At 47.5% G+C, this 23,162-nt stretch carries 27 protein-coding genes; 14 read left to right on the plus strand and 13 right to left on the minus strand.

Going from position 1 to position 23,162, the window contains the following annotated elements; translation table 11 throughout:
* The first annotated feature begins 40 nt into the window (after window positions 1-40).
* Entirely contained in the window at window positions 41-613 is a 573-nt protein-coding gene (locus AM1_RS19880) for a hypothetical protein (protein ID WP_012164694.1), read from the plus strand.
* 28 nt (window positions 614-641) lie between these two features.
* Here AM1_RS19880 and AM1_RS19885 read toward each other — a convergent pair whose 3' ends face one another.
* Entirely contained in the window at window positions 642-2,405 is a 1,764-nt protein-coding gene (locus AM1_RS19885; protein WP_012164695.1) for an ABC transporter ATP-binding protein, read from the minus strand.
* A gap of 364 nt (window positions 2,406-2,769) precedes the next feature.
* On the opposite strand from AM1_RS19885, the gene AM1_RS19890 reads away from it, so the two are divergent.
* The gene (locus AM1_RS19890) at window positions 2,770-3,372 is read left to right on the plus strand and encodes a M23 family metallopeptidase (protein WP_012164696.1); all 603 of its coding nucleotides are present in this window, start codon (window positions 2,770-2,772) and stop codon (window positions 3,370-3,372) included.
* Between the two features lie 81 nt (window positions 3,373-3,453).
* On the opposite strand, the gene AM1_RS19895 is transcribed toward AM1_RS19890, so the two are convergent.
* The 5 genes from AM1_RS19895 to AM1_RS19915 all read right to left on the minus strand — a co-directional run bounded on the left by AM1_RS19895 (window position 3,454) and on the right by AM1_RS19915 (window position 5,975).
* A complete protein-coding gene (locus AM1_RS19895; RefSeq protein WP_012164697.1) occupies window positions 3,454-3,714 on the minus strand; it encodes a chlororespiratory reduction protein 7 in 261 nt (86 codons plus the stop codon).
* A gap of 5 nt (window positions 3,715-3,719) precedes the next feature.
* On the minus strand, window positions 3,720-4,304 hold the full coding sequence (locus AM1_RS19900) for a tetratricopeptide repeat protein (RefSeq protein WP_012164698.1): 585 nt from the start codon (window positions 4,302-4,304) through the stop codon (window positions 3,720-3,722).
* A 262-nt stretch (window positions 4,305-4,566) separates the two neighbouring features.
* Window positions 4,567-4,860, minus strand: a complete 294-nt coding sequence (locus AM1_RS19905; protein WP_012164699.1) for a DUF7734 family protein — start codon at window positions 4,858-4,860, stop codon at window positions 4,567-4,569.
* A 20-nt stretch (window positions 4,861-4,880) separates the two neighbouring features.
* Window positions 4,881-5,471, minus strand: coding sequence for a DUF3177 family protein (locus tag AM1_RS19910; protein WP_012164700.1), 591 nt, complete (start codon window positions 5,469-5,471; stop codon window positions 4,881-4,883).
* A 78-nt stretch (window positions 5,472-5,549) separates the two neighbouring features.
* Window positions 5,550-5,975 carry an alr0857 family protein gene (locus AM1_RS19915; protein WP_012164701.1) on the minus strand — a complete coding sequence of 142 codons (426 nt, stop codon included), beginning with the start codon at window positions 5,973-5,975 and terminating at the stop codon, window positions 5,550-5,552.
* Window positions 5,976-6,190: 215 nt separating this feature from the next.
* Between AM1_RS19915 and AM1_RS19920 the strand changes: the two genes are divergently transcribed.
* Both AM1_RS19920 and AM1_RS19925 read left to right on the plus strand, forming a co-directional pair.
* Window positions 6,191-6,526 (plus strand): hypothetical protein, encoded by a 336-nt coding sequence (locus AM1_RS19920; protein WP_012164702.1) that lies wholly within the window; start codon window positions 6,191-6,193, stop codon window positions 6,524-6,526.
* Between the two features lie 208 nt (window positions 6,527-6,734).
* On the plus strand, window positions 6,735-7,235 hold the full coding sequence (locus AM1_RS19925) for a hypothetical protein (RefSeq protein WP_012164703.1): 501 nt from the start codon (window positions 6,735-6,737) through the stop codon (window positions 7,233-7,235).
* Window positions 7,236-7,246: 11 nt separating this feature from the next.
* On the opposite strand, the gene AM1_RS19930 is transcribed toward AM1_RS19925, so the two are convergent.
* Complete coding sequence (locus AM1_RS19930) at window positions 7,247-7,702, minus strand: hypothetical protein (protein WP_041660033.1); 456 nt, start codon at window positions 7,700-7,702, stop codon at window positions 7,247-7,249.
* Window positions 7,703-8,139: 437 nt separating this feature from the next.
* Here AM1_RS19930 and AM1_RS19935 point away from each other — a divergent pair, with 437 nt between their 5' ends.
* The 9 genes from AM1_RS19935 (at window position 8,140) to AM1_RS19970 (ending at window position 17,041) form a co-directional block, all read left to right on the plus strand.
* Window positions 8,140-9,885 carry a cytochrome c biogenesis protein ResB gene (locus AM1_RS19935; protein ID WP_012164706.1) on the plus strand — a complete coding sequence of 582 codons (1,746 nt, stop codon included), beginning with the start codon at window positions 8,140-8,142 and terminating at the stop codon, window positions 9,883-9,885.
* Window positions 9,885-11,585, plus strand: a complete 1,701-nt coding sequence (locus AM1_RS19940) for a cytochrome c biogenesis protein (protein WP_012164707.1) — start codon at window positions 9,885-9,887, stop codon at window positions 11,583-11,585. The genes AM1_RS19935 and AM1_RS19940 overlap by 1 nt, the downstream gene beginning before the upstream one ends.
* 50 nt (window positions 11,586-11,635) lie before the next feature.
* Window positions 11,636-12,562 carry a pentapeptide repeat-containing protein gene (locus AM1_RS19945; protein WP_012164708.1) on the plus strand — a complete coding sequence of 309 codons (927 nt, stop codon included), beginning with the start codon at window positions 11,636-11,638 and terminating at the stop codon, window positions 12,560-12,562.
* Window positions 12,563-12,758: 196 nt separating this feature from the next.
* Complete coding sequence (locus tag AM1_RS42235) at window positions 12,759-12,920, plus strand: hypothetical protein (protein WP_187152894.1); 162 nt, start codon at window positions 12,759-12,761, stop codon at window positions 12,918-12,920.
* 206 nt (window positions 12,921-13,126) lie between these two features.
* Window positions 13,127-14,143 carry a globin family protein gene (locus tag AM1_RS19950; RefSeq protein WP_012164710.1) on the plus strand — a complete coding sequence of 339 codons (1,017 nt, stop codon included), beginning with the start codon at window positions 13,127-13,129 and terminating at the stop codon, window positions 14,141-14,143.
* 19 nt (window positions 14,144-14,162) lie between these two features.
* Window positions 14,163-14,810 carry a cytochrome c3 family protein gene (locus tag AM1_RS19955; protein WP_049783761.1) on the plus strand — a complete coding sequence of 216 codons (648 nt, stop codon included), beginning with the start codon at window positions 14,163-14,165 and terminating at the stop codon, window positions 14,808-14,810.
* Window positions 14,807-15,589, plus strand: a complete 783-nt coding sequence (locus tag AM1_RS19960; protein ID WP_041660034.1) for a cytochrome c3 family protein — start codon at window positions 14,807-14,809, stop codon at window positions 15,587-15,589. Before AM1_RS19955 ends, AM1_RS19960 begins: the two co-directional genes overlap by 4 nt.
* A 50-nt stretch (window positions 15,590-15,639) precedes the next feature.
* Window positions 15,640-16,293: a Tll0287-like domain-containing protein gene (locus AM1_RS19965; RefSeq protein ID WP_041660035.1), complete on the plus strand. Its 654-nt coding sequence runs from the start codon at window positions 15,640-15,642 to the stop codon at window positions 16,291-16,293.
* A gap of 139 nt (window positions 16,294-16,432) precedes the next feature.
* Window positions 16,433-17,041 (plus strand): hypothetical protein, encoded by a 609-nt coding sequence (locus tag AM1_RS19970; RefSeq protein ID WP_041660036.1) that lies wholly within the window; start codon window positions 16,433-16,435, stop codon window positions 17,039-17,041.
* Window positions 17,042-17,115: 74 nt separating this feature from the next.
* On the opposite strand, the gene groL is transcribed toward AM1_RS19970, so the two are convergent.
* The 3 genes from groL to pyrR form a co-directional block, all read right to left on the minus strand.
* Entirely contained in the window at window positions 17,116-18,747 is a 1,632-nt protein-coding gene (groL, locus tag AM1_RS19975) for a chaperonin GroEL (protein ID WP_012164713.1), read from the minus strand.
* Window positions 18,748-18,849: 102 nt separating this feature from the next.
* Window positions 18,850-19,161, minus strand: coding sequence for a co-chaperone GroES (gene groES, locus AM1_RS19980; RefSeq protein WP_010475295.1), 312 nt, complete (start codon window positions 19,159-19,161; stop codon window positions 18,850-18,852).
* A 172-nt stretch (window positions 19,162-19,333) separates the two neighbouring features.
* Complete coding sequence (pyrR, locus tag AM1_RS19985) at window positions 19,334-19,876, minus strand: bifunctional pyr operon transcriptional regulator/uracil phosphoribosyltransferase PyrR (protein ID WP_012164714.1); 543 nt, start codon at window positions 19,874-19,876, stop codon at window positions 19,334-19,336.
* 165 nt (window positions 19,877-20,041) lie between these two features.
* Here pyrR and AM1_RS19990 point away from each other — a divergent pair, with 165 nt between their 5' ends.
* Window positions 20,042-20,350 (plus strand): late competence development ComFB family protein, encoded by a 309-nt coding sequence (locus AM1_RS19990; protein ID WP_012164715.1) that lies wholly within the window; start codon window positions 20,042-20,044, stop codon window positions 20,348-20,350.
* A 48-nt stretch (window positions 20,351-20,398) separates the two neighbouring features.
* Here the strand turns inward: AM1_RS19990 and argH are convergent, their stop codons facing one another.
* The 3 genes from argH to AM1_RS20005 all read right to left on the minus strand — a co-directional run bounded on the left by argH (window position 20,399) and on the right by AM1_RS20005 (window position 23,075).
* The gene (argH, locus tag AM1_RS19995; protein ID WP_012164716.1) at window positions 20,399-21,829 is read right to left on the minus strand and encodes an argininosuccinate lyase; all 1,431 of its coding nucleotides are present in this window, start codon (window positions 21,827-21,829) and stop codon (window positions 20,399-20,401) included.
* A 36-nt stretch (window positions 21,830-21,865) separates the two neighbouring features.
* On the minus strand, window positions 21,866-22,057 hold the full coding sequence (locus tag AM1_RS20000; protein ID WP_236619003.1) for a hypothetical protein: 192 nt from the start codon (window positions 22,055-22,057) through the stop codon (window positions 21,866-21,868).
* Window positions 22,058-22,178: 121 nt separating this feature from the next.
* Window positions 22,179-23,075, minus strand: a complete 897-nt coding sequence (locus tag AM1_RS20005) for a carbohydrate ABC transporter permease (protein ID WP_012164717.1) — start codon at window positions 23,073-23,075, stop codon at window positions 22,179-22,181.
* Window positions 23,076-23,162: the final 87 nt, after the last annotated feature.

Below are 23,162 nucleotides of genomic sequence, written 5' to 3' on the forward strand. Positions count from 1 at the left end.
AGATACCGGCCATTTGAGTTTGAGTCGCTAGACTAAGAGTATGGCTAAGAAAACCATCCGAGCGACTCTCCTCAAGCTGGTAGCAGGACTAGCGGTCATCACCGTGCTAACGACCATTGTTATGGGTCCTTCCTTAACGGTTCAAGGGGTTCCCATTGGGATTATTTTCAAGTTCTTGCAAGATGGTCAGGCCCGAGAAGCTTATTTCTCTGACGACAAGCAGGGCTTACATACTCGCCTACAGGAACTGGATGTTGAAGAAGAAATTAAAGCGTTTTACCGACCGCAAATCCCAGATGAGGTCAAATTAGATCAACATATCCACCAGATCTTTTATGATACTGCAGGGTATGTGGGCAAAGCCTATCAAGTCAATGCTCAAGGCACTTTAGTATTAATTGATCGCCAGTTTGAGCAATGGTATCCCTTGGCATATCAAGCAGGCGTGGTGGTTGATAGTGTCTATAAAGACGATATCCATTATGTGGTGGGGCCAGATGGCATTACTGCCCCTTATAAACAAGTGGCCCAGCTATTTCCCATTCCAACCCTCAAAGAATTAATCAAATTGAAATCAAAACAATCCCTTTCGTGGGGGGAAATACCAAGTTAGCCGGATGGGTTGGACTAACGGCTGAGATCTATTGCAGTTGCTCTTCAAGCTTCTGCTTATTCCATAAAGTTTGGTAGAGGCCCGGCTCTTGGACGAGATGATTATGGGTGCCGATTTGGACAATTTCGCCTTGATCCATCACTAGGATCTGATCTGCGATCGCAGCTGCTGACAATTGATGAGAAATAAACACCACTGTCTTGCGCTGAGTACCGCTTGATAGGTTATTCAGGATTTCTGTGGCCGTTTGATTGTCCACACTAGACAGGGCATCATCCAAAATCAGAATAGGAGCATCTACTAACAATGCTCGCGATAGGGCCGTTCGCTGGCGCTGTCCTCCAGATAACGTAATGCCCCGCTCCCCCACAATCGTCTTATACCGCTGGGGAAAGTTCAAAACCTCATCATGGATTTGTGCTTGTTTGGCCACATATTCCACCTCGGACGCATCACTGAGGGGATTGCCATAGCGAATGTTGTTTTTGAGACTTGTACTGAAAAGGAAACTATCTTGGGGCACATAGGCAATCGCATTTCGCAGGTCACGCAAATGGACTTGGGTGACATCATGACCATCGACAAAGAGTTGCCCCGCCGAAATATCTAATAGACGAGGTAAGGCGTTCGCCAGGGTTGATTTTCCTGAGCCCACGGGGCCGACAATGGCGACGGTCTCTCCAGGCTGAATTTGAAAGCTGACCTGTTTTAAAGAAGGAGCAGCCGCGCCGGGATAGGTAAAGGTTAGATTCTCTGCAGTTAATTTGCCTTGAACATGCTCTTGATCTAACCGTTGGGATTGGTCTGTATTTTGAATATGAGGTTCTACCCCCAGAATGGTTTCAATGCGGTCGATACTGACTTCTCCCCGTTGGTAAGCGGTAATGGTGAAGCCCAAAAGGGCTGTGGGGAAAATGAGCTGCTCAACATAGAGCAGCAGGGCGACAAAGTCACCGACGCTAATCCCACCAGATGGAATCGCCCGACTTCCAAACGCCAGAAGCACGAGCAAACTAATACTGGCCATGCCTCCTAAAACAGGAAATAGAATATTCCGGGTCTTGGCTAGCTTTAGATTGGCAGTTAATAATGCTTGATTCAGATGTTGAAACTCGGACTGTTCATTGGTTTCTTGGGCATAAATTTTAATGAGAGAAATTCCACTCATATCTTCCTGAACCAGCTCACTCATATTGGAGAGTGCCTGTTGTACGGCTAATTGCTCACTGCGTAGACGATGGCTAAAGAATTGCACTAACAGCATGATTAGGGGATACACAGCGATGGCAGTCAGACTCAACACTGGGTCGATTGCCAGCATAACTGGCAGCCGTAAGGCATAGGCAAATAAGGTGTTGGCCAAGCTTAGGACCGCGAAGCCCACTAGACGACGAATATTATCCACGTCGCTGGTGGCGCGGTTGATGAGGTCACCTGCAGTGTTTTCGGCGAAGTAAGATGGCTCCAAAGACAGGAGGTGTTCAAACATTCGCTGTTTGAGATCGAATTCAACTTGCCGACCTGTCCCAAATAACAAAATCCGGGAGGCCATGCGGAAACACCACATAATTGAGGCTAGCCCGGCAATGACTAAAATGTTGCGAAGGATGGGACCAAAGCTAAAGGCAATCTCTAAGTCATCAATGGCATTGCGGATCAGCAGGGGTAAGTAGGTCCCTAGGCCATTGACAATAAACAGGGCCAGAATGCCCAAGAAGACACTCTGCCAATGGGGTTGAAGATATTGAACTAACTTGTGGAGTCGAGAATACTTACCGGTTGTCTTAGCCATTGCTTCAGTCTAACCTTGCCGGTCTTTTACTTCACAAAAGACCGGCTATTTCCGAGTATGGAGGACGTCTCTGGGGATGGGATCCTTAGGATTGAATATTCCCTAAGAAGAAGTGCATACTGAATCAAGTTTGAGACAAGACGGAACTGGGTACTCATTAGAGTAGTCATTAAATCGAAGGTCTGGCTCAAAGTCATCCAAAAAAGGTTGTATTTGTGTTATTTGGTCAGCAATTGGGCTGACCAATATTGACAGATGCTAGGCATGACGCTATAAGAGAGTTCATGTTTTCTTTATTGTTATTGTTCGTTATTAGGCCATTGCCGGTTGGGCAAGTTGGGGTCATTTGCAAAGGAGTTCCGCAATGAAACGCAACCGCTGGTTATTCGCCGTTGGTGCAAGTGTCGTTGGATTAAATGTATTAGCAGCCATGGGGCCAAAAGCTGTAGGTAATCAGCCCCCTCAAGTTGCAGTGGGTACTTCTATCTGGCGCAATGGCTCTTTTCCGGTGGAAAATTTCCAGGGATATACATCTCCATTTGGCTATCGCTCATCGCCAACGGGCGGTTATTCAACAGAATTTCATACCGGCCTTGATTTTGCAGCGCCCAATGGTAGCTATATTCGTAACTGGTGGTCTGGACGAGTGATCAGAGTGTCAGACAATACGGCTTGTGGCACTTCTGTTCGTGTGCAGTCTGGCTCTTGGGTCCATGTCTATTGCCATATGAAAGGCTATGTTGCCAGAGATAGCAGAGGCCCTTATGTCGTTGATGGTGGATTGCGGATTCGCCAAGGACAAACGGTAAAAGCTGGCCAACGCATTGGTCGGGTTGGTATGACCGGACGGACGACGGGTCCCCACCTTCACTGGACGCTCAAATACCAAGGCAAGCTTGTGGATCCAGCTGCCGTACTTCGAGCGATGCATCGTGCTCAGCGAGGCTCTATTAGTCAAAAGCTGTAGTAAGCAGCCCGCTTAGCATAAGCGAGGTTCTAAACCGACTGAATCAATAACCCAGCAGAACCACTCTGCTGGGTTATTTGTCTATTTTTCTAAACGAACAACATACCACTGCAGAAATTCACCTGGCCCTAAATCAAGCTCACATCCAGTCGAAGCCAGATGCTTTGCTTGTTCAGGAACGCCTGAAATGTTTTGCAGATCTTGAGGAAGGTCCGCTTGCTGAGTGGACAAAACGGACTCTAGTTTGGCGAGTAATTCTGCCGCTGTTAAAAACTGTTCTGGCTGATTGGTTTCCAGAACGACGTACATATCATCATCGCCATACATGATGGGATCAGGCATTAGGCTTATCCCGAAACCGCAACTTGCTTGCGAAGCGATCGAGAACGGCGCTTGGCTGTATCGTTCTTCGGATCTTGGGACAATACCTCATCATAAGTATCTAGGGCTTGGCGCATCAGCTTTTTGCGCTCATAGGCATGGGCTAGATTATTCATGGCCACTAGATAATCCGCTTTACACTTCAGCGCTTCTTTATAGTTCCGAATGGCTAAATCAAACTGTTCTTGGCCGAAGTAGGCATAGCCCAGAGCGTTATATAACGGAGCTAAGGGTTCTATGATAGGGGAGTTGTCTGTTGTCTCAGCATCGTCTTCCTCTGAAGGAATAGCGCCAAGCTCATCTTCAGCTGCCTTCAGTGCCTTTTTGAGTTGAGTAACCGCTTGGACGAAAAGTTTTTTCTGTAAATAGATACTGCCTAGCTCGAAATATTCTTCGACTGTACCAATATCTTTTTTAAATTTGGTTTCGAGCTTGGAAATGGTGAGTTCATTCTTGCGTGTTCTGAGGACTTGGCGGAACACAAACCACCCTGCGAAGCAGAGTAAGACCAAGAAAAGTGTCAAATAGAGGGTTGCTAAAGAATTATCCATTGTCGTTTGATTTCAACAGTTCCTTGATACAGTCTTGATATCTTTCCAGACTATCAAACTCATCAATTATCTTGTACCTGTGGAGGGAGTGAGGTAGATAGGGATAGGTGAGTGGAGCTATGGTGCCTCAAAATAATGCCAGGTCTGTATTTTTACAAGGTTACATCAGCTCTGTGAAGTGTAGATGTGAGCATCATGAGAGCCACATTTTGTAACATCGACGAAGGAGTGAGGCTGTAATGGCCCCAAGATTCATTCGAGGCTATAAACCTAGTTCTGTTAAGTGCGTCAGAAAGTCTTCCCAAGACAGATCCTGCTGTAAATATTGTGGGTTAGCTGGATCGTAGGGACCTTGTAGTCGGTCAATCGAGAGAATATTGGCATCCTCAGGCAAGATAGGGATATCAATATCAAATGCAGTGGGTCGCATCAGTGAACTGGAAAAGCCCCTAAAAATGGCAATCTCATCGGGTTCACCGGCAACTTCAGCTTTGACAATCAATACTTCTTGAGGATATTGAAGGGTATATTGTTCTAACCTATCCCCGATAGTCATAGCTTCGCTTCAGAATGCAATTAATAACCTGTAGCGGAACGACCCTGTTTGGACAGGCGGAAGAGCAAAAAATAGCCGAAATAAAAACTGTATAGAATTAACGCGAGGGTCGCTAAGATATTAATCCGGCTGACACCAGAGCTAGCATGGACAATCGATGAGAATCCATAGGCAGGCTCTAGCCAAACTTGGCATTGTTCGGTTTCGATCGCAGTTTTGGAACCTGCACAGCCTAGAGATGGCGATAATGCTGCTGCAGAGATCAGGCAAAATAGGGTGGTTGCCCAGCGCCATGAGGTCAGGGCTAGCTTTAACTTGCCTCGACGGTCATCAATTTCTTCATTCAGATCTACCCAAAACCAGAGACTGGCTGGAACCAACAGCAAGGCTAGAAAAAGCGTCACAAAACTGAGAGGGACTTGGGCCATCATTAAATACATGGTGATGAGTAATAAACTGGCAACTCGCCAGTAGATGACCAAAAGCCGGCTAATGGGTTGGGCATTTTCAATAATGGCCCACACCAGTAAACCAAAAGGGAAAAACACTAAAAAGACGAGCGCCAGCCGGCAATCTGTCCATACTAGCGTTCGTAACATTTCAATGGACATAAATTTCTCAAACGTTGGTTCAGCATATCTACTCTACCCAGAATTGGCCCCTTAAAAGTCAATCTGCAGTGGGGACTTCTAGGATGAGGCGGCGGGTTGGTAGGTCCACAGTTCTTCGATTTGCTCTTCGATTTCAGTGGTGAGGGAGGTGAAAAATACACCTTCCTCGGCATCAGGATGGTGGGTCAACCAAACACCTCGCATAATGACTTCGATATCATGGCTGATGAAATCTGAAGGTGCTATTGATTCTAAAGATAAATCTGAGAGGGACTCTTGGGTGCTTAGAGAAACTGCATCACAATTCCCTTGAGTCAGTTCAAAAGCCAACGCTCGAACCTCGGGAATCTCAGAAGGCACAATCAAAGAGACAAAGCTAGGTTCCATATGGATGGGCTGAGCAGATCGCATGGCTAGGACAACGCGTCGATTGATCACGTCTTCAATTGGATCAGCAACGGACTCTAAAACAGTGCCTTGCTTGCCATAGTTAAATTTCAACATGCCCTATAGCCCCCGCTAAATGGATAATCCAACTCCCTGAAACTGATCGAAAACTGACTATTATTAGGGCTGACCCTAAACTTTTAACTTTATTAAACTCAGCATATAGATGCTTTTGACATTCACTTGTAGCCTAATGCGGTAATCAGGTCAAATATACTACAATCGTAGTACAATTTGTCTACGTTGTTTAGCTTTATTTTGAGGAACTGTAAATGTCTGTCACTCATTCCGTCCCTACCACTGAGATGCAAGTCACCAGTATTCGGTTGGAGCGAGAATTGAAGGATAAACTAAAGAACCTCTCTGGCCATCAGGGCTATCAGGCACTGATTCGCGACATTCTTTGGAACTATGTTCAGCAAAAGTCGGGGGACTTTACCCCGACCGTTGAGCGATCGCAAATTTCTGCATCATTTCCTGCTACAGCTCAAGCAGACACCCGTTGCGCCTTAACGGGTAAAGCGATTCGCTCTCAAGAGCCGATTCAACTGGGATTAACAACAGAAGGAGTACTGATTCCCCTCAGCTCAGGGAGTTTGTCGGCATAAGTTGGGATTAAAGAATTGAGGTCGCAATGGGCCTGAGTTCGATTGCGGTCACTCTAAATAAACTCTGGATATTCTGACGATTTATAAACTAAACGCACAGAATAGGGGGACTATCTGGGCATGCTGGGGATATAAAGCAACTTTTCCAAAGTGTGCACGTCTACCCAACTCAAATGACGCCCTAGACGTGGGCGTTGAGGTGCAAGTTATGAAGAATCCTAGAAAAGGGTGGCAATGGGGGCGGTGGCAGATTCCTATGACCGCTTTATTGCTGATGGTAGGACTGTTTGGCAGAGGGCCTGATGTGAAAGCTAATCCTGCTAATTTTGCTAGTCTCAGCTTATCGCCTGGATTCAGTTCTAAAACTGTAAAAGGTTATGCCAAAGGGGCAATCGCGCTTCATCGAGTTGTGGGAGAGCGAGATATGCAGAGAAATATGTGCTTAGGGTATGGTTCTCCGAGTCCAGATCATGTGTTGGTATTGAAGAAAAACGTCAACAAGCTGCGTTTGCAGGTCAATAGCAGCCGGGATACCACCCTACTGATCAAAGGACCCCGAAATCGTCTTTATTGCTTGGATGACTCAGCTAAAGGGAAAGATGCAGGTTGGCTTGCGAACCAACTTCCAGCTGGTAGGTATTCCATTTGGGTGGGGACATTTGAAAGAGGGCAACAATTTCGCTATACCGTCACCGTTGATGAACTTTAAGGGAGCGTGAATTAAGGCTTGCCCCCGTAATTTTGAAATGCTTTAAGAAACTCTTCTGACCCATGGGCTGGGTGAAAATACAGTGCACCTTTATACCGTTCGTTTTTGTATCGGTATTTTTTGATGCGGATAATGACCGCAGGAGAAATCTTGTCTAATTTGGCACCGATTACATATGCCCAAGGAATCAATAGTTCAATGGATTCACCTTGATGATCGCTGCCCTGACCCTGTAAATAGGGGAAAATGAATATACCAAAGGGTGACAGAGTGAGCCAGTTAGGGATCTCAGGCCAGACCGCTTTTAGCAGCATTGCCCCGAAAATAGCCACAAAGAGCAGAATGAATAATAGAGAACTGCTAACCTGTGGTGTATGTTTGAATCCCCGAATGTTGAGACCATCGGATGTGAATTCACATTTTCCCGATCCAGTGATTTTGATTGGTATTTCGTCGGTCCCAATCACAGGGGGGGAAAGGTTCCTGCAAATACAGTCATTGATGCTCCTCAGATATTTTAGATGGCAGCGTCTCAATACAAAGATGCTGGGGGAATCGATTCATTCCGTGATGACATCTGTGAAGTAGTAATCACCGTCCTGTTGGTGCTGACATTGGTTGCTGCCATCCTTAGAATCGTTGCGGCCAGGGATAGATATGCATGACCTCAAGCATGAATCACCGTAGATCTTGAACTTTGGATTTGCTAAGAGCTTTACTGAAGGCGGTTGGGGGAGAAGTTGGGCCAAATCTATGAGGTAAGTAATATTCTTTTTTTGCATGAAATCTATGTAGTTACTCAATAACCTATGCGTTTACCCTGCCTAATTTGATACATCCACTACATTTTCTACAGACCGATTCAGACTAAATGGGGACAGGTTCTCGATGATTTGAGGTCTGAATGCTCACCAAACTTGTCCGCTTCTTGGGCTCAATTAAGCTGGCCGTCCCAGTACTGGGTGCGATCGCAAGTATCTTAATTTGGGCGACGTTCTATGAGAGCAAGGTAGGGTCCCTTGTCGTCCAGCAGCAAATCTATAAGAGTCCCTGGTTTGGGGCCTTGATGTTTCTGCTAGCGGTCAATTTGGGGGTTTCCACCCTCTCCCGTTATCCCTGGCGAGGGGCGCGGAAAGTGGGCTTTGCCCTCACCCATTTGGGATTAATCGTGCTGATTGCAGGGTCTGCAGCGGTGATTCACCTCGGTGTGGAAGGACTTTTACTAGTCCGTACCGATCAACCAGCGAACCATTTGGTTCGGGTTGAGGGGGAATTATTAGAAGTGATGGATGACCAAGGCCAAGTACAACAGGCAGCGGTGATGGTAACGCCTGAGCGAATTATTTCTCCCACTCAATTCGCTGGGTTAAGGTTGTTGGACTATATCGAGAATTCCGTCGAAACGGTTGAATATCGTGACGGTGATGCCCAGGATGATCCAGCAATACGGTTGGTATTGAGTAGCGATCGCATGGGTCAAACCTTTGATCAGTGGTTATCGCCCGCTGCTGAAACGGTAGATTTGGGGCCAGCCCAACTGGAACTGTGGCAAGCTGCCAATCAGACCGATCTCCAACAGCTCTTGACCGATCCAACCCAACAGCAAGCCCGCCAATCTGGAACCCTGATGTTCAAGATGGGAGACGTAGATACCCCGTTGGCCATTGATGACTTACGCCGTCAGGATGCCGTCATTAATGATATCCAGGTTCACTTACTGAACGTGTGGCCTGATTTTCGCTTGGATGACCAGAATCAGCCGATCACAGCGTCTCAGGATTGGCGAAATCCAGCCTTAGAAGTAGAAGTGACCCAGGCCGATCTGCAAGAACGCTGGTTTGTCTTTGCTCAAGCTGGGCCGATCTTGGCGGGGGATGAGTCTTTACTGGATTTGGATTGGGAGTATCAAATCCCACCGCCCCCGACTAGCGACTACTTCCGAGTCGTGGTTGCCAATCAAAAGCTCTATTATGCAGCCCGCTCCTCTAAGTCTTTTACATCAGGGCCTTTGGTGATGGATCAAATGATTCAGCCGGGCTGGGCAGATTTTAAAATCACCCTGGCAGACTGGCTTCCCCATGGGAAGCGGATCCAAGAGCGCCTTCCCGCTCCATCTGGTGTTGAAGGAGTTCCGGCGTTGCAGGTGGCCTCAGCGGATGGGCAGCAATGGCTGACCTGGGGGGACTCAGCACTGATTGCCGATGGTGCGCACCCTAAAATGGCGGCCTTTGGCCCTCGCATGCTGGCCTTACCCTTTCGGGTGGGTCTGGATGATTTTGTCGTTGAACGGAATGAAGGTAGCGACTCGGTGGCCATGTGGACGAGCCAAATTCGCATCGAAGATCTTCAGGGAGAATCTGCTCAAAAACGGTCGGTCTGGATGAATCATCCCACCTGGTACCAGGGATGGAAAATTGCCCAAGCCTCTTGGAATCCTGGCGATTTGAACCAGTCCACCCTGCAAGTTAAACGGGAACCCCTATGGGTGACCGCTTTGACCTGGAGTGGCGCTTTACTGACCGTATTAGGGGTTGGCGTTATGTTTTATGGCCCGACCCTATTCAAAAAACGGTCAGCGGTGTTGGAGCAACCCACTGAGCCGATCACGGCTGAACCCACCCCTCTGCCCCTTGCACCTCAGGATGGATAATGAATCAACTGCAATTTTTATGGGGACTCTGTCTGGCGTTGGCCTTGGCGGTCACCCCTATCAGTCAATGGCAACCCCCAACCCAAACAGCGATTGATACCCTGGCTGTTCAGCTGGATGGTCGCAAAAAGCCCTTAGATACAGTGGCCCGGGAAACCGTCACCACGATTCATGGGTCATCGCGATATCAACTGGCTAGTGGTGAGGTTTTAGATGCGCCACAAATCTATTGGTCTTTGTGGCTAAACAGCCGGAATTGGAATGACGAGCCCTTTGTGCTGGTCAATTATCGCCCCCTCAAGGCCCAATTGGGACTGCCCTTGGAGCAAAAGCACTTTAGCTTTTCTACCCTGATCAATTCTAATTTGGGTCTAATCTTGCAACAAGCCCATACCAAACAGCTGCAAGAGCAACCCCTGACACGAGATGAACGAGAAGCTCTGACGCTTGAAGATCGCCTTAATTTGATGTTGGATACGGTTGGCAGCCAAAGCCTGCCTCTGGTGCCCCATCCCATGGATATCAAAGGAACTTGGGTCGGGATTACGGATACTGAACAGCTTTATCCGCCTGAGATGGCAGCCAAGATTCAAACCCAGTTTGAGCAGCTCAACCAGCAGTATCAAGCTCAGAGAGATGATTTAGACTCTTTGGCGGAGCCTGCGGCTCTATTGCAGCAGTCCCTAGCAGACTTAAGTCCTGAGATTTATCCAGCAATGGCCACGTTGCAACGGGAAGCCTTTTTCAATCACTTCCATCCTTTTGGTAAAGCATGGAAACTGTATGGGATAGCATTCCTGGTCCTCCTCACTAGCCAACCCATTTCTAGCTTTAACTTGTATTGGACTGGCATGGGAACCTTCCTCGGAGGCATCTTGATCCAAGCCTTTGGCTTTGGCCTGCGCATGCAAATTGCAGGCCGTCCTCCCGTTACCAATATGTATGAATCCGTGGTTTGGGTTGGCTTTGGGATTGCCGCCTTAGCCTTTTGCTTCGAGCTTCAGACCCGAGCCCGTTCCTATCTGTATGCGGCGGCTCCCCTTGCCGTCGTGTGCCTGCTGCTGGCCGATAGTTTACCTGCAGTTTTGGACCCCAGTATTGAGCCCTTAGTGCCCGTATTGCGAGATAACTTTTGGCTCAGTATCCACGTCCCCACGATCACCCTTAGCTATGCCAGCTTTGCTTTGGCCATGGGATTAGGGCATTTGGCATTGGTGCAATATTGGCGACACCCCCAGGGAGGGTCAACCGCCAGCGCCCTGTCCCGGCTTAATACTCGCGTCATTCAAGTGGGAATATTGCTGCTAACGACAGGCATTATTTTGGGCGGCATCTGGGCGCATTTTTCCTGGGGGCGATTTTGGGGTTGGGATCCAAAAGAGACCTGGGCTTTAATTGCCTTGCTTTGCTATTTAGCGCCTGTTCATGGTCGTTTAGCGGGTTGGTTAGGACAATTTGGTATGAATGTGGCCAGTGTCTTAGGGTTTAATGCCGTACTGATGGCTTGGTATGGCGTTAATTTTGTGTTGGGAACAGGATTACATAGTTATGGATTCGGTACGGGCGGTTCTGCAGTGCTGATCACCGGTTTAGTCGGTATGGATAGCTTATTTGTGTTGGCAACCATTCTCCGCTATCGTTCTCAGCAGCATCGTAGTGCTTCTCCCTCGGTGCCTGAAGTGCAAACTGCTGATGCTTAATGTCAGGATTGTGTCGTCCCATTCATACACACCAATTGGAAAACTAAGCGATGGCCGTTCTCACACCGGAAGAGGTGCAAACGAAAGTTCAACAGGGCATTTCTTTACAAGGAGCAGAACTCAGCAATATCAATTTGCAGGGATTCTCCCTGGATGATGGTCATTTCCCACAAGCCTATTTACGGGTGGCGAATTTATCCCAAGCCTCCTGTAATCGAGCCGATTTTACGGAAGCGATCTTGATCTTTGCAACCCTCACGGGAATTAGCTTGCAGGATGCATTACTAACGGAAGCTCAATTTACCTCTGCCCGCCTTGACTCGGCTAATTTGATGGGGATTCATGGCGTGAAGCTCAAACTGCATGGTGCCCATTTGGATCAAGCGAATGCGGCCACAGCCATTTTGGAGTCGGTGGATTTAGCAGAAGCCACTGGCCAGTATGCCTCCTTCAGAGATGCCATTTTAATCAGAGCTGATCTGTCTCAGGGCGATTTCAAGGGGGCTAACTTTAGCCGAGCGAAGCTCAATGATGCCAATTTGAGTCAGGGACAATTCTCAGAGGCCATTTTTGCCCATGCCCGCTTGGAACGGTCTCGCTTTGTACAGTCCAATTTACAAAAAGCAGATTTTACTGGGGCTGATTTAATCGGCAGTAACTTAGAGCAGGTCAATTTACAGGAAGCACAGCTACAGCAGGCCAGTTTTGATCATGTGCTCTTAGGGCAAACTTGTATGCGCGACGCTCGGTTGAACCATGCCTCTTTCTATAGTGCTCATTTAGAGCAGGCTGACTTAACGGGTGCTCAAGTAGAGCAGACAGATTTTCGGGATGCCAATTTGGAAAACACTCAACTTCACAACGTTGATTTTTTTAACACCATTGTGTCTGGCGCAATCTTTACCGATGCTAAAGGATTATCCAGTGAGCAGAAAGTACTACTGCGAAAACAGGGCGCTCTAAATGTCCCTAAATAATGTATCTTTTTATACTTTTTTATTGGGCGTATTCTTTGCTAGAGAAACCGTAATTACTGATGTAATTTTTGCATTGAAGTTATGCAATCGACGACTTTTATATAGTGTTAATTGTATTAATTGATACGACTCGACTGGTAATTATTTTTTACCTTTGAAGGCATATTTTGAATCTGCAGCTTAATGCTGTTTATGAATGTCAAAATTTCGACGATGCAACGCTTTGGGTGAAAGCATTTTGATGCTCGTTGAACGGTTGATGGTGCTTCGAGAATGCTGTGAATCGGTGTTGCGATCGCACTCATCTCACTCTACTTTCTATTTCTCTTCTGAGGAATACCAAGATGACCTAACCTAAATAAATTTCAAGATCTTAAAAGAGGTACTTGATTGCTCTTTTAAGATCTTGAAATAGAAAGAGGAATTTCCCCTTAAGGAAGAGATGCTTGATCTGAATTTATCCCACTGAACAGCTATTAATCCCACCTTTGAAAAAAGATTAGACTCGGTTCAATTAATCTTTTGAATTAGCCCTTGAGCCCCATATCTTCAATAGGTAAATCTATGACCTTACAAGTTGAAATCCTTGAAAGTAGCTTTGAGAAAGTAAAACCTCAAGCTAATGAATTTGTTTCAAGTTTTTATAATCACTTATTCACGGATTACCCAGAGGCTCAACCTCTTTTTGAGGGAACAGACATGGAGAAGCAAGGTGGCAAGCTCTTGCAATCTCTGGTATTGGTGATTGAGAATTTGCGCAAACCTGATGCGTTGGGTAATGCTCTCAAAGGTCTGGGAGCCCGACATGTGAAATATGGGGCCTTACCGGAGCATTACCCCTTGGTGGGAGCGACCTTACTGAAGACGTTTGAACAATACCTAGGGGATGCATGGACTGAAGAGGTTCAAACAGCCTGGGTGGATGCCTACGGAGCCATTACCACCATCATGTTGGACGGTGCAGATTATTCAGAGGCAGATGTCCAGCTCAAACCAGAAGCGCCACCGACTGAATCCGGCTTGCAAGTTGAGCTATTGGAAACGAGCTTTGCCCAAGTGAAGCCTGTCGCTAATGAGTTTGCGGATCGCTTTTACGAGAACCTGTTCACTGATTATCCCGCTGCCCAACCCTTATTTGCGAATACAGATATCAAACAACAAAGCAAAAAATTGCTGCAATCCCTCGTGTTGGTTGTTGAAAATCTGCGTAAGCCAGATGCACTAGGAGACGCCCTCACGGGACTGGGGGCTCGGCATGTGAAATATGGCGCTTTACCGGAGCATTACCCCTTGGTGGGTAATACCCTGCTCAAAACCTTTGAGGAATTTTTAGGGACTGCCTGGACTGATGATGTCAAACAGGCTTGGGTCGATGCCTATGGGGCTATCAGCACCATCATGTTAGACGGTGCTGATTATTCCACAGCAGATTTAGATTTGAATTCAGCCTCCCCCGCTGCAGCCGCCTCACCTAGCAGCTTCTCCAGTGAGGCTTCAGAGCCTGAGCGACCAACAGGATTGTTATTAGGGCTGGCAGGTGGCGGCATTATTGCGGTCATTATTGCCATTCTGTTGGTCTAAATTTTCTAGGGCAATTGTAGTGGCCAAAACGAAAAAATCTTTTTTGAGCTTATCGGCTCTATTTAATGTCAGAAATACTGTGATTGTGCTGTGTTTAATTTTGATGGGTTGGTTGGGGGCCGCCTTTGCTTTAGACCACAAAACGATCTTTCTACCGGGCGTAACGTCTAATGGACATCTCTTATTTGAGGCGTCATGTGCCTCTTGTCATGAGGGGTTTAAGCCTGTGAGTAATGACACGTGCATGCGCTGCCATGAGGCAGAAATGGCAACGGATGCCCATGGACCCAAGAAGTTTCGAGATCTGCGCTGGGCTGCTGAACTAGAGAAATTGGAGGTATTAACGTGCACCACTTGCCACAACGAACATGTGCATATGTTTGATCGCGGGGTGCATCTAAAACCAGATCTCTGCATGATTTGCCATGAAGGCATTATTCAAGGGGAATTGGCCAGTCATAAAGGGTTGTCACCGGATGGATGTTGGACCGCTGGTTGCCACAATTACCACGACCATCGCAGTATTTCAACGGGCTTTTTACGTCAGAGTATGGGCCAAGCAGATATGTTGCCGAAGCCCGCATTACCGGCTCGCACGATTAAGCCTGAACTGGCGGCACCCCCTCAGCCTGACTTGGATAAAGAGCTTCTCGGAGGGCGGGCATGAGGAGCTGGCTTCTAAGAGGGGTGTTGTTATTGCTGCTCTGGAATGGGTTGACGGTTTCTGTCTTGGCGGTTGATCAGGCTCAGCTCCAGTCTATCAATCAAAGCTGGTCCCAAAGTGCTCATGCCTTAGCTGACGTGAACTGTTCGAGCTGTCACCAGAATAAATCCACGAAACAGGTGCTGAAGCGGCCCAATCATGAAAGCTGTCAATCTTGCCATAAAGCGCAAGTGGATACCTTTTTACTCGGTAAGCATGGTATCCGCCTCTTGGAAGGACAAACGGCACTCACCCCTGCCTTGGCCCATCTGCCGATGCAAGCAGCTGCCCATGACAAACAGATGAACTGTAATGCTTGTCATGACGTTCATTCAGTGAAAACGTTACCCGCCTCGGTTGACTCTTGTCTGACCTGCCACAAGGACACCCATTCACTGAACTACAAGAACTCCCGACATGGGCAATTGCTGCAAGAAGAAGGGGCACTTCCCCGGCCTTCGACTGTTTCAACGACTTGTGCGACTTGCCACCTGCCCCGCCAAACATCGGCATCGGGGACGGTGACGGTCAACCACAACAATACCTTCACGTTACTGCCACGCGATCGCATGGTGAAAGAGGTCTGTATGAATTGCCACGGCATGGAATTTGCCTACAACAGCATTTTTGATGATGACTTAGTGGAATCGAATTTTGCCCGACCCCCTACCTTATCGATGGACACTCTGAAAATGGTGCGTGCGCTAGAACAACAACGGTCGGGCAATTCCAAATCAGAGTAATCCATCCCATCGAAACGAATCAGATGCATCTCATTGAGAGGAGACACAAGATGACTTTGACACGAAATTGGTTTAGAACGTTGCGTTCCAGAACCCTCGGCTTTTTTGCCCTAGCTGCAGCCATTTGTTTCACCGCTGTGGCCTGTAGTGGGGGTGCCGAATCCCAGGCTACTGGGGGGGTAAAACCCGAATTAGTGGCTGATTATATCCATACTGCTTTAGCTTCCGATCGAACGGCCTATACCAAGCATGTGGTTAACCGAGCCAAAAAACTAGAGGGTAAGCCCAAGAAAGATGGTGTGCTGGCCATTGAAGCCACCGAAGGCTGGGAAAGCAATGATGGTATTCCTTTGCCTGCTCAAATGTTTCGGCTCGGATCTGAGATTGCCTCCGAAGCAGACACGGCTTTTACCTATAACCTGATCTCAACTTGGTACATTAACGACGCTCAAGGTCCTAAAAATGATTTTGAGAAAAAAGCCATCCAACAGGTTGAGAAAACGGGTGAACCTTTCAAGGAGTACCAGGAAGTAGGAGGTAAGAAGTATTTTTCGGCCCTCTATCCCGATAAGGCAGTAGCAGAAGCCTGTATTACTTGTCATAACACCCACCCTGTACACAAAGAACGCTATCCCGATAAGGTCTTCAAAATGGATGATGTGATGGGCGGCATCATGATCAATATTCCTTTGGAAGGTGCTTAGGTCGCAATAGCACTACCCAAAGGTAAGTGATGCTCTATGGGGGAAAGGGATCGCGCCACCAGTCGATCCCTATAGAGCATTTTGTCCGACTTCGAGGGGGTGAACCGATGCTCCAAAGTCCTATCACCCTAGTTAAGCTATGAAGCCTAGGTTTTCAACTCTTATTATTCTGACGTTAGTGGTCGCAGCTATTTTGACCCCCTTTGCATTAAGTGGGGTTTATATTCCGTTGCTGCGCGATCGCAACTTCAATGCCTTGATCGTTCTACAAACGGATCTGTACAAGTTGATTACGGGGTTTGTCGTTCTGGCCCTTGTCTTTTTTGAACTGGCCCTCGCACTGCGTAAACGAGGGCGCCGGTGGAAAATTGCAGTGCCGGGTTCTATTTTGTTGTGGCGCAGCTTGCATATTTTTGTCGGTGTCGCTTTAGTGGCCACCGTTTTGCTCCATACCGGTGGTGCGGTTGGCGATAACTTTAATGCTCTCTTTCTCTGGGTGTTCTTTGGCGTCGCCCTATCAGCCCTAATGGGCGTGGTTGCAGAAACGGGCATTTTAGAATCTTCCCAGAAATACTTTGGGTTGGTGCCTCAAAGCTGGCAGGGTTTAGCGAAACGGTTCCCCAAGGTTTCGAAAGGGCCTCTCATTCGCAAACTGCGTGCGATTTGGTTATCAACCCACATTATCTTGGTCAGTATGTTTTCCGTCATGCTTGGGTTTCACATTTTTGTGGCCTTTTATTTCCAATAACTGAATCTGAGGCAAGAACAAAAAAGAGGGCGGTAAACACCGCCCTCTGGGTCTAATCAATTAGGCTTGGGACTCTAGTAATCGAAGTCTCCACCCATGCCAGCACCGGTAGGAGCATTTTCCTTCGGCTCAGGCTTATCAGAAATAATGCACTCAGTGGTGAGGACCATACCAGCAATAGAAGCGGCATTTTGCAGCGCAGAACGAGTCACCTTTGCAGGATCGACAATGCCAGCGGCAAACATATCCGTGAACTCATTCACTGACGCATCAAAACCGACATTGAACTCTTTTTCACGAACGCGTTCAGCGATAACGGCACCATTTTGGCCAGCATTCTCAGCAATGCGCTTTAGAGGTGCAGTTAAGGCCCGTTCAACGATAGTGGCACCAATCAGCTCTTCGCCAGTTAAGTTATCCGCAGCCCAACTTGCAAGTTGAGGACCAAGATGAGCCAAGGTGGTTCCACCACCGGGAACAATCCCTTCTTCAACAGCCGCTTTAGTGGAGTTGATGGCATCTTCTAGGCGGAGCTTTCGATCCTTCATCTCAGTTTCAGTGGCAGCACCGACTTTGATCACCGCAACACCACCGGCCAATTTAGCCAAGCGCTCTTGCAACTTCTCTTTATCGTAGGAAGACTCGGTCTCATCCATTTGACGACGAATTTGCTCGCAGCGAGCTTGGACGTCGGCCTCATTGCCTTCGGCAACAAGGGTAGTGGTGTCTTTCGTGATGGTGATGCGACGAGCTTGTCCCATCATTTCTAGCTTGGCAGTCTCTAGTTTGAGACCTGCATCTTCAGTAATCACCTGACCACCAGTCAAGACTGCAATATCTTCCAGCATGGCTTTACGACGATCGCCGAAGCCAGGTGCTTTCACGGCAGCTACATTCAACACACCCCGTAAACGGTTGACGACGAGGGTGGCTAAGGCTTCTTTCTCAATATCCTCAGCAATCACCAACAAGGGCTTACCTGCCCGTGCAGCCTGCTCGAGTACAGGCACTAAATCTTGCACGAGGGTAATTTTCTTGTCGGTCAGTAGGATGTAGGGCTCGTCTAGCACAGCTTCCATCCGCTCTGTGTCAGTCGCGAAATAAGGAGAAATATAGCCTTTCTCAAAGCGCATCCCTTCAGTGACCTCCAATTCGGTGGTCATGGACTTGCCTTCTTCAAGGGAAATAACGCCTTCTTTGCCAACCTTATCCATCGCATTGGCAATCATTTGGCCGACTTCATCGTCATTACCTGCAGAAATCGTTCCCACTTGAGCAATGGCGGTGGAATCTTCAACAGAGCGAGCATTCTCAGCGATTTTCTCTACAAGAAAGCCAGCAGCTTTCTCAATGCCACGCTTGAGGGAAATTGCATTCGCACCCGCAACTACGTTGCGCATCCCTTCTTTGACCATGGCATGGGCAAGGACGGTAGCTGTTGTGGTGCCATCTCCTGCGGCATCATTCGTTTTGGAAGCCGCTTGACGAATCAGGGCAACCCCTGTGTTCTCAATGTTGTCTTCTAGTTCAATTTCCTTAGCAATGGTGACACCATCATTGACAATCTGAGGGGCACCAAATTTCTTTTCTAGAACAACATTGCGACCTTTAGGGCCTAATGTCACCGCAACAGATTCACATAGAATATCCATCCCTTTCTCAAGGGCGCGACGAGCATTCTCGTTATAAATAATGCGTTTAGCCATGGAAGCTCAACCTCAAACTTAAAGGAGTAACAGCGAAGTTAGACAAAATAAAATTGCCCAGTTGAATGGGCAGAACGAATCGAAGGATGATATTACGCTTGTCTAGTTGACGATCGCCAAAATATCTTTTTCAGAAAGCAGTACATACTCTTCACCGCCGAGCTTGACATCTGTACCGGCGTACTTGGAATACAGAACTTTGTCGCCTTCTTTGACATCTAAGGCTTGGCGAGATCCATCGTCGCCCCGCTTACCTGGGCCAACAGCAGTAATTTCACCCACCTGAGGCTTCTCTTTGGCCGCATCGGGCAAAATAATGCCACCTGCAGTTTGCTCTTCTGCAGCACTGACTTTGACGAATACGCGATCACCTAAAGGCTTGACTGTAGAGACGCTTAAGGAAATAGCTGCCATACCGGCTCCTCCAAACTAGATAGTGGTTACTGGGATTTAGCACTCTCGACTCCCGAGTGCTAATCTATCTGAGGTAATTGACCAAATTCAATCTTTTGACTGTACGGGTTCCCGAACTCAAGTGCTTAAGTTTCTGTAGAACCCATGCTGAGAGGCGTTCAATGCTTGGTTGCTAATGATCTCGGGTGACTAATTCCACTCCATCCCGCTGATCGGTCGCATCAAGATAGACGTTGACCAGTTCTTCCCGTGCCGTTGGCAATGCCTTGCCCGTAAAGTCAGGGTGAATCGGCAGCTCTCGATGGCCCCGGTCGATCAGGACCAGTAATTGAGTCAGCGTTGGCCGCCCATAATCATGGACGGCATTGAGGGCGGCTCGTATCGTGCGACCACTGTAAATGACATCATCAACCAGGAGAACAGTTTTCTGGGAGAGATCCGTCGGTAAGTCAGTTTTTCCAGGTGTCCTGACGGTAATTCGGTCTAAATCATCGCGGTAAAACGTAATGTCTAGGCTACCCACCGGGACTTTGATCTGCTCTAATAACTCTATCTGCTGGGCTAAGGCATAGGCTAGAGGAACGCCCCGTGTCGGGATGCCTAACAGTACCAGCTGATCTAGGGTGCCGACTCGTTCAATCACTTCTGACGCTAACCGTGTGATCGTCCGGCGTAGGTCTTGAGCTGACAGAATTTCAACAATATTAGAGGACATGGATATAGAATCCGCGCAGTATCATCACGTTGAGGGCCTCATTGTGATGGAGAATAGTATAGTACTGCGTTGATTTTACGCATTTTTGCGGAAGCGAACATGCCTAAAACTTGATATTCCTAGATTAAGTGCACAAACTTGTTGTCCTTTACCCTTTGAGTTGCTATGGTACCCAGCTATGACATAGCCAATAGCTACAAAAACATTATGGAAATTCTGGTTGACGAAGAAATCGATCAGCAAACTTGTGCTTGGTCCTTAGAGGAGGCTCAACGGATTAACCGTATTGAGGTGGCCGCCCATGCCCTCAATCACTTGCCTCCCCTTTATGCGTCTAGTCAAGAAGGAGTGGCGCTCCAGTATGAACGTGCTCAACGGGAGCATCAGGGTGATATTACAACAGCCGTCACTGATGCCTTAACAGCGGTTAAGCGCATTCCTTGGAAAGGGTCTACCCCTTTTGATGTGCGCTAAAGAGAGAGCTTTGAACGCTGCTACTCAATTTTGCCCTGTGATAAGGGCCTACTTTGATTGTGATAGAAGAGTTTTGGCCTGTTCTAGTGCGTTTTGCACTTGAGTGAATCCTGTTCCACCAAAGCTATTGCGGACGGCAACGACTTGTCGGGGTGAAATGGCTGAATAGATATCGTCAGCGAACTGGGGATGAAACTGCTGCCATTCCTCTAGCGTTAAGTCTTTGAGTAGCTTGTTTTGGGAGAGACATGTTTTCACCACAGCACCAACGATATTGTAGGCTTCCCGAAAGGGCACTCCTTGCTTGGATAAATAGTCTGCGACATCCGTGGCATTGGAAAAATCTTCGCCCACTGCAGATTCAAGACGTGGGGTTTGGAATTCTAAGCCCTCTGCCACCAAAATAGTCATGGCCTCTAAACAAGCCTTAATCGTTGTCACACCATCAAAAATGGCTTCTTTATCTTCTTGTAGATCCTTGTTATAGGCTAAGGGCAACCCTTTCATTACAACCAGTAAGCTTTGCAAATGCCCAAAAACCCGCCCTGATTTGCCCCGTACCAATTCGGGAACATCAGGATTTTTCTTTTGGGGCATGATGCTGGAGCCTGTCGCACAGCTATCCTTCAGTTTGATGAATCCAAACTCTTCCGAGGCCCAAAGGATGACTTCTTCTGAAAAGCGGCTGAGATGCACCATGATTAGACTGGCTGCACAGAGAAACTCAATCGCAAAATCGCGATCGCTGACGCCATCCAAACTATTGCGATACAGATCGGCAAACCCTAGCTTGTCGGCGGTGTATTGGCGGTCGATAGGGAAAGGCGTTCCGGCTAAGGCTCCTAAACCTAGAGGAGAAACATTGACGCGCCGATCAATTTCCCTCAGACGCTGCCAGTCTCGTTCAGCCATTTCAAAGTAGGCCAACAGGTGATGGGCTAAGCTGATCGGCTGAGCCCGCTGTAAATGGGTATATCCAGGAATAAGTGTCTGTACATGATCGCTGGCTAAGATGACGAGTGCTTGTTGCCAGTTCCGAATCAGTGTTTGAACTTGCAGAATTTGATCATGTAGATAGAGACGAAGATCGGTACCTACTTGGTCATTCCGCGAACGCCCCGTATGCAGTTTTTTGCCTGTGTCGCCGATCAGTTCAATTAAGCGGTTTTCGACGGCAAAATGGATGTCTTCCGCTTCAATGCCAGGCTGAAATTGACCTTGGCGATATTCTTGCCGAATGGCCTCTAGCCCTTGATCAATGGCATCGGCTTCTGCTTGAGAAATAATGCCACTGTGGGCCAACATCTGCACATGAGCTTGTGAACCCGTTAGATCATATTCAATCAAGGCGATGTCGAAATGAATGCTGGCATTAAAAGCAGCAATCACAGGATTTAAGGCAGATTCAAATCTTTGACTCCAAACTTTGGAGTCAGAAGAGTCAGAGCTGTTTGTAGGAGGTACGGGAGAAGATGTCAATATATCAGGTCCGAAATAATAGAGATTCAGTCGCTGCTAATAGGATGTAATGCTGCGGAACACATAGCCAACAATAAAACCGATGATCAGGGCCCATACCTGTCCCGATTGGATAAAGTTATCCCAGGTAGATTGGAAAGAAGAACCGAGATTATCTTCAAATTGTTGAGCAATCCAGAGGTTGTGGTTGAGCAAATTGAGGCTGGACTGAAGGAGAGAGAGGTTCATCTGCATTGATCCTTCAAAGAATATCTTCATTTGTTATGAAAGCATGCTCAGAGGGAACAGGAACTGTAGATCTTGTGAAGATTTCTAGAGAAATAGAAGGATAGGAGAGGCATGGGGGGCACTACCCTTTTAATCCGCTCCCAGCTTCAGAAGGAACAATATACCGTTGCATAATCAAGAAAAATAGTAAGACTGGAGCGATGGAAATCACTGAACCTGCGGCAATTAAACGCCAATTGAGTCCAAAGGCACTAAACAGATTGGACACTGCGAGGGGGAGGGTGTAATACTCGGGCTGATCCAGAATGATGAGGGGCCATAAAAATTCTCCCCAAGAGCCAATGAAAACGAATATTGCCAGGGTAACTAGGGCGGGTCTAACCGATGGCAACATAATATGCCACCAAATCCCTAGATCTGTACAGCCGTCGATGCGTGCAGCTTCTTCTAGTTCTTTGGGAACCCCTTGGAAAGCCTGTCGGAGTAGAAAGATACCAAACGCAGATGCGATCGCAGGAAAAATCACGCCCAGATAGGTATTTTTGAGCCCTAACTCAACCACTAAGACGTAAAGCGGGATCATCACAATTTGGAAAGGAATCATAATTGTGGAGACAACGACCGCAAAAATAAAATCCTTACCCTTAAAGTTCAGTCTAGCCAGAGGATAAGCAGCTAGAGAACTGAACAAAACGTTGAGGGTTACAGTGAGAGATGAAACGAATAGACTGTTGAGAAAATACTGCCCAAAAGGCTGTTGTTGCCAAACAGAGACAAAATTGTGCCCAGTGGGATGGATAGGAAATAACTGCTTTAAGAAGAAAACAATATTCTCCAGGGGAGATAAAGACAAGTCTTTCGACGCCGCGACGGGGAAAATATTGTCTTCCTGGCCTTTGAAGGCTGTACTAACCAGCCATAATAAAGGCAATAACATAGCCAAGGCAATGACCCCAAGGAGTGCATAGGTTACTCCTTGTGACAACCATTTCCAATATCGATTTTGCTTGAGCACCATTGGGCTATTGGCTTAATTAATCCCATTATCCTACCAGCGTCTCCGAAGTAGCTGTCGCTCTCAAACTAAAAGACGCATTGATATTGA

This window comes from Acaryochloris marina MBIC11017, from assembly GCF_000018105.1.
Classification (GTDB): Bacteria; Cyanobacteriota; Cyanobacteriia; order Thermosynechococcales; family Thermosynechococcaceae; genus Acaryochloris; species Acaryochloris marina.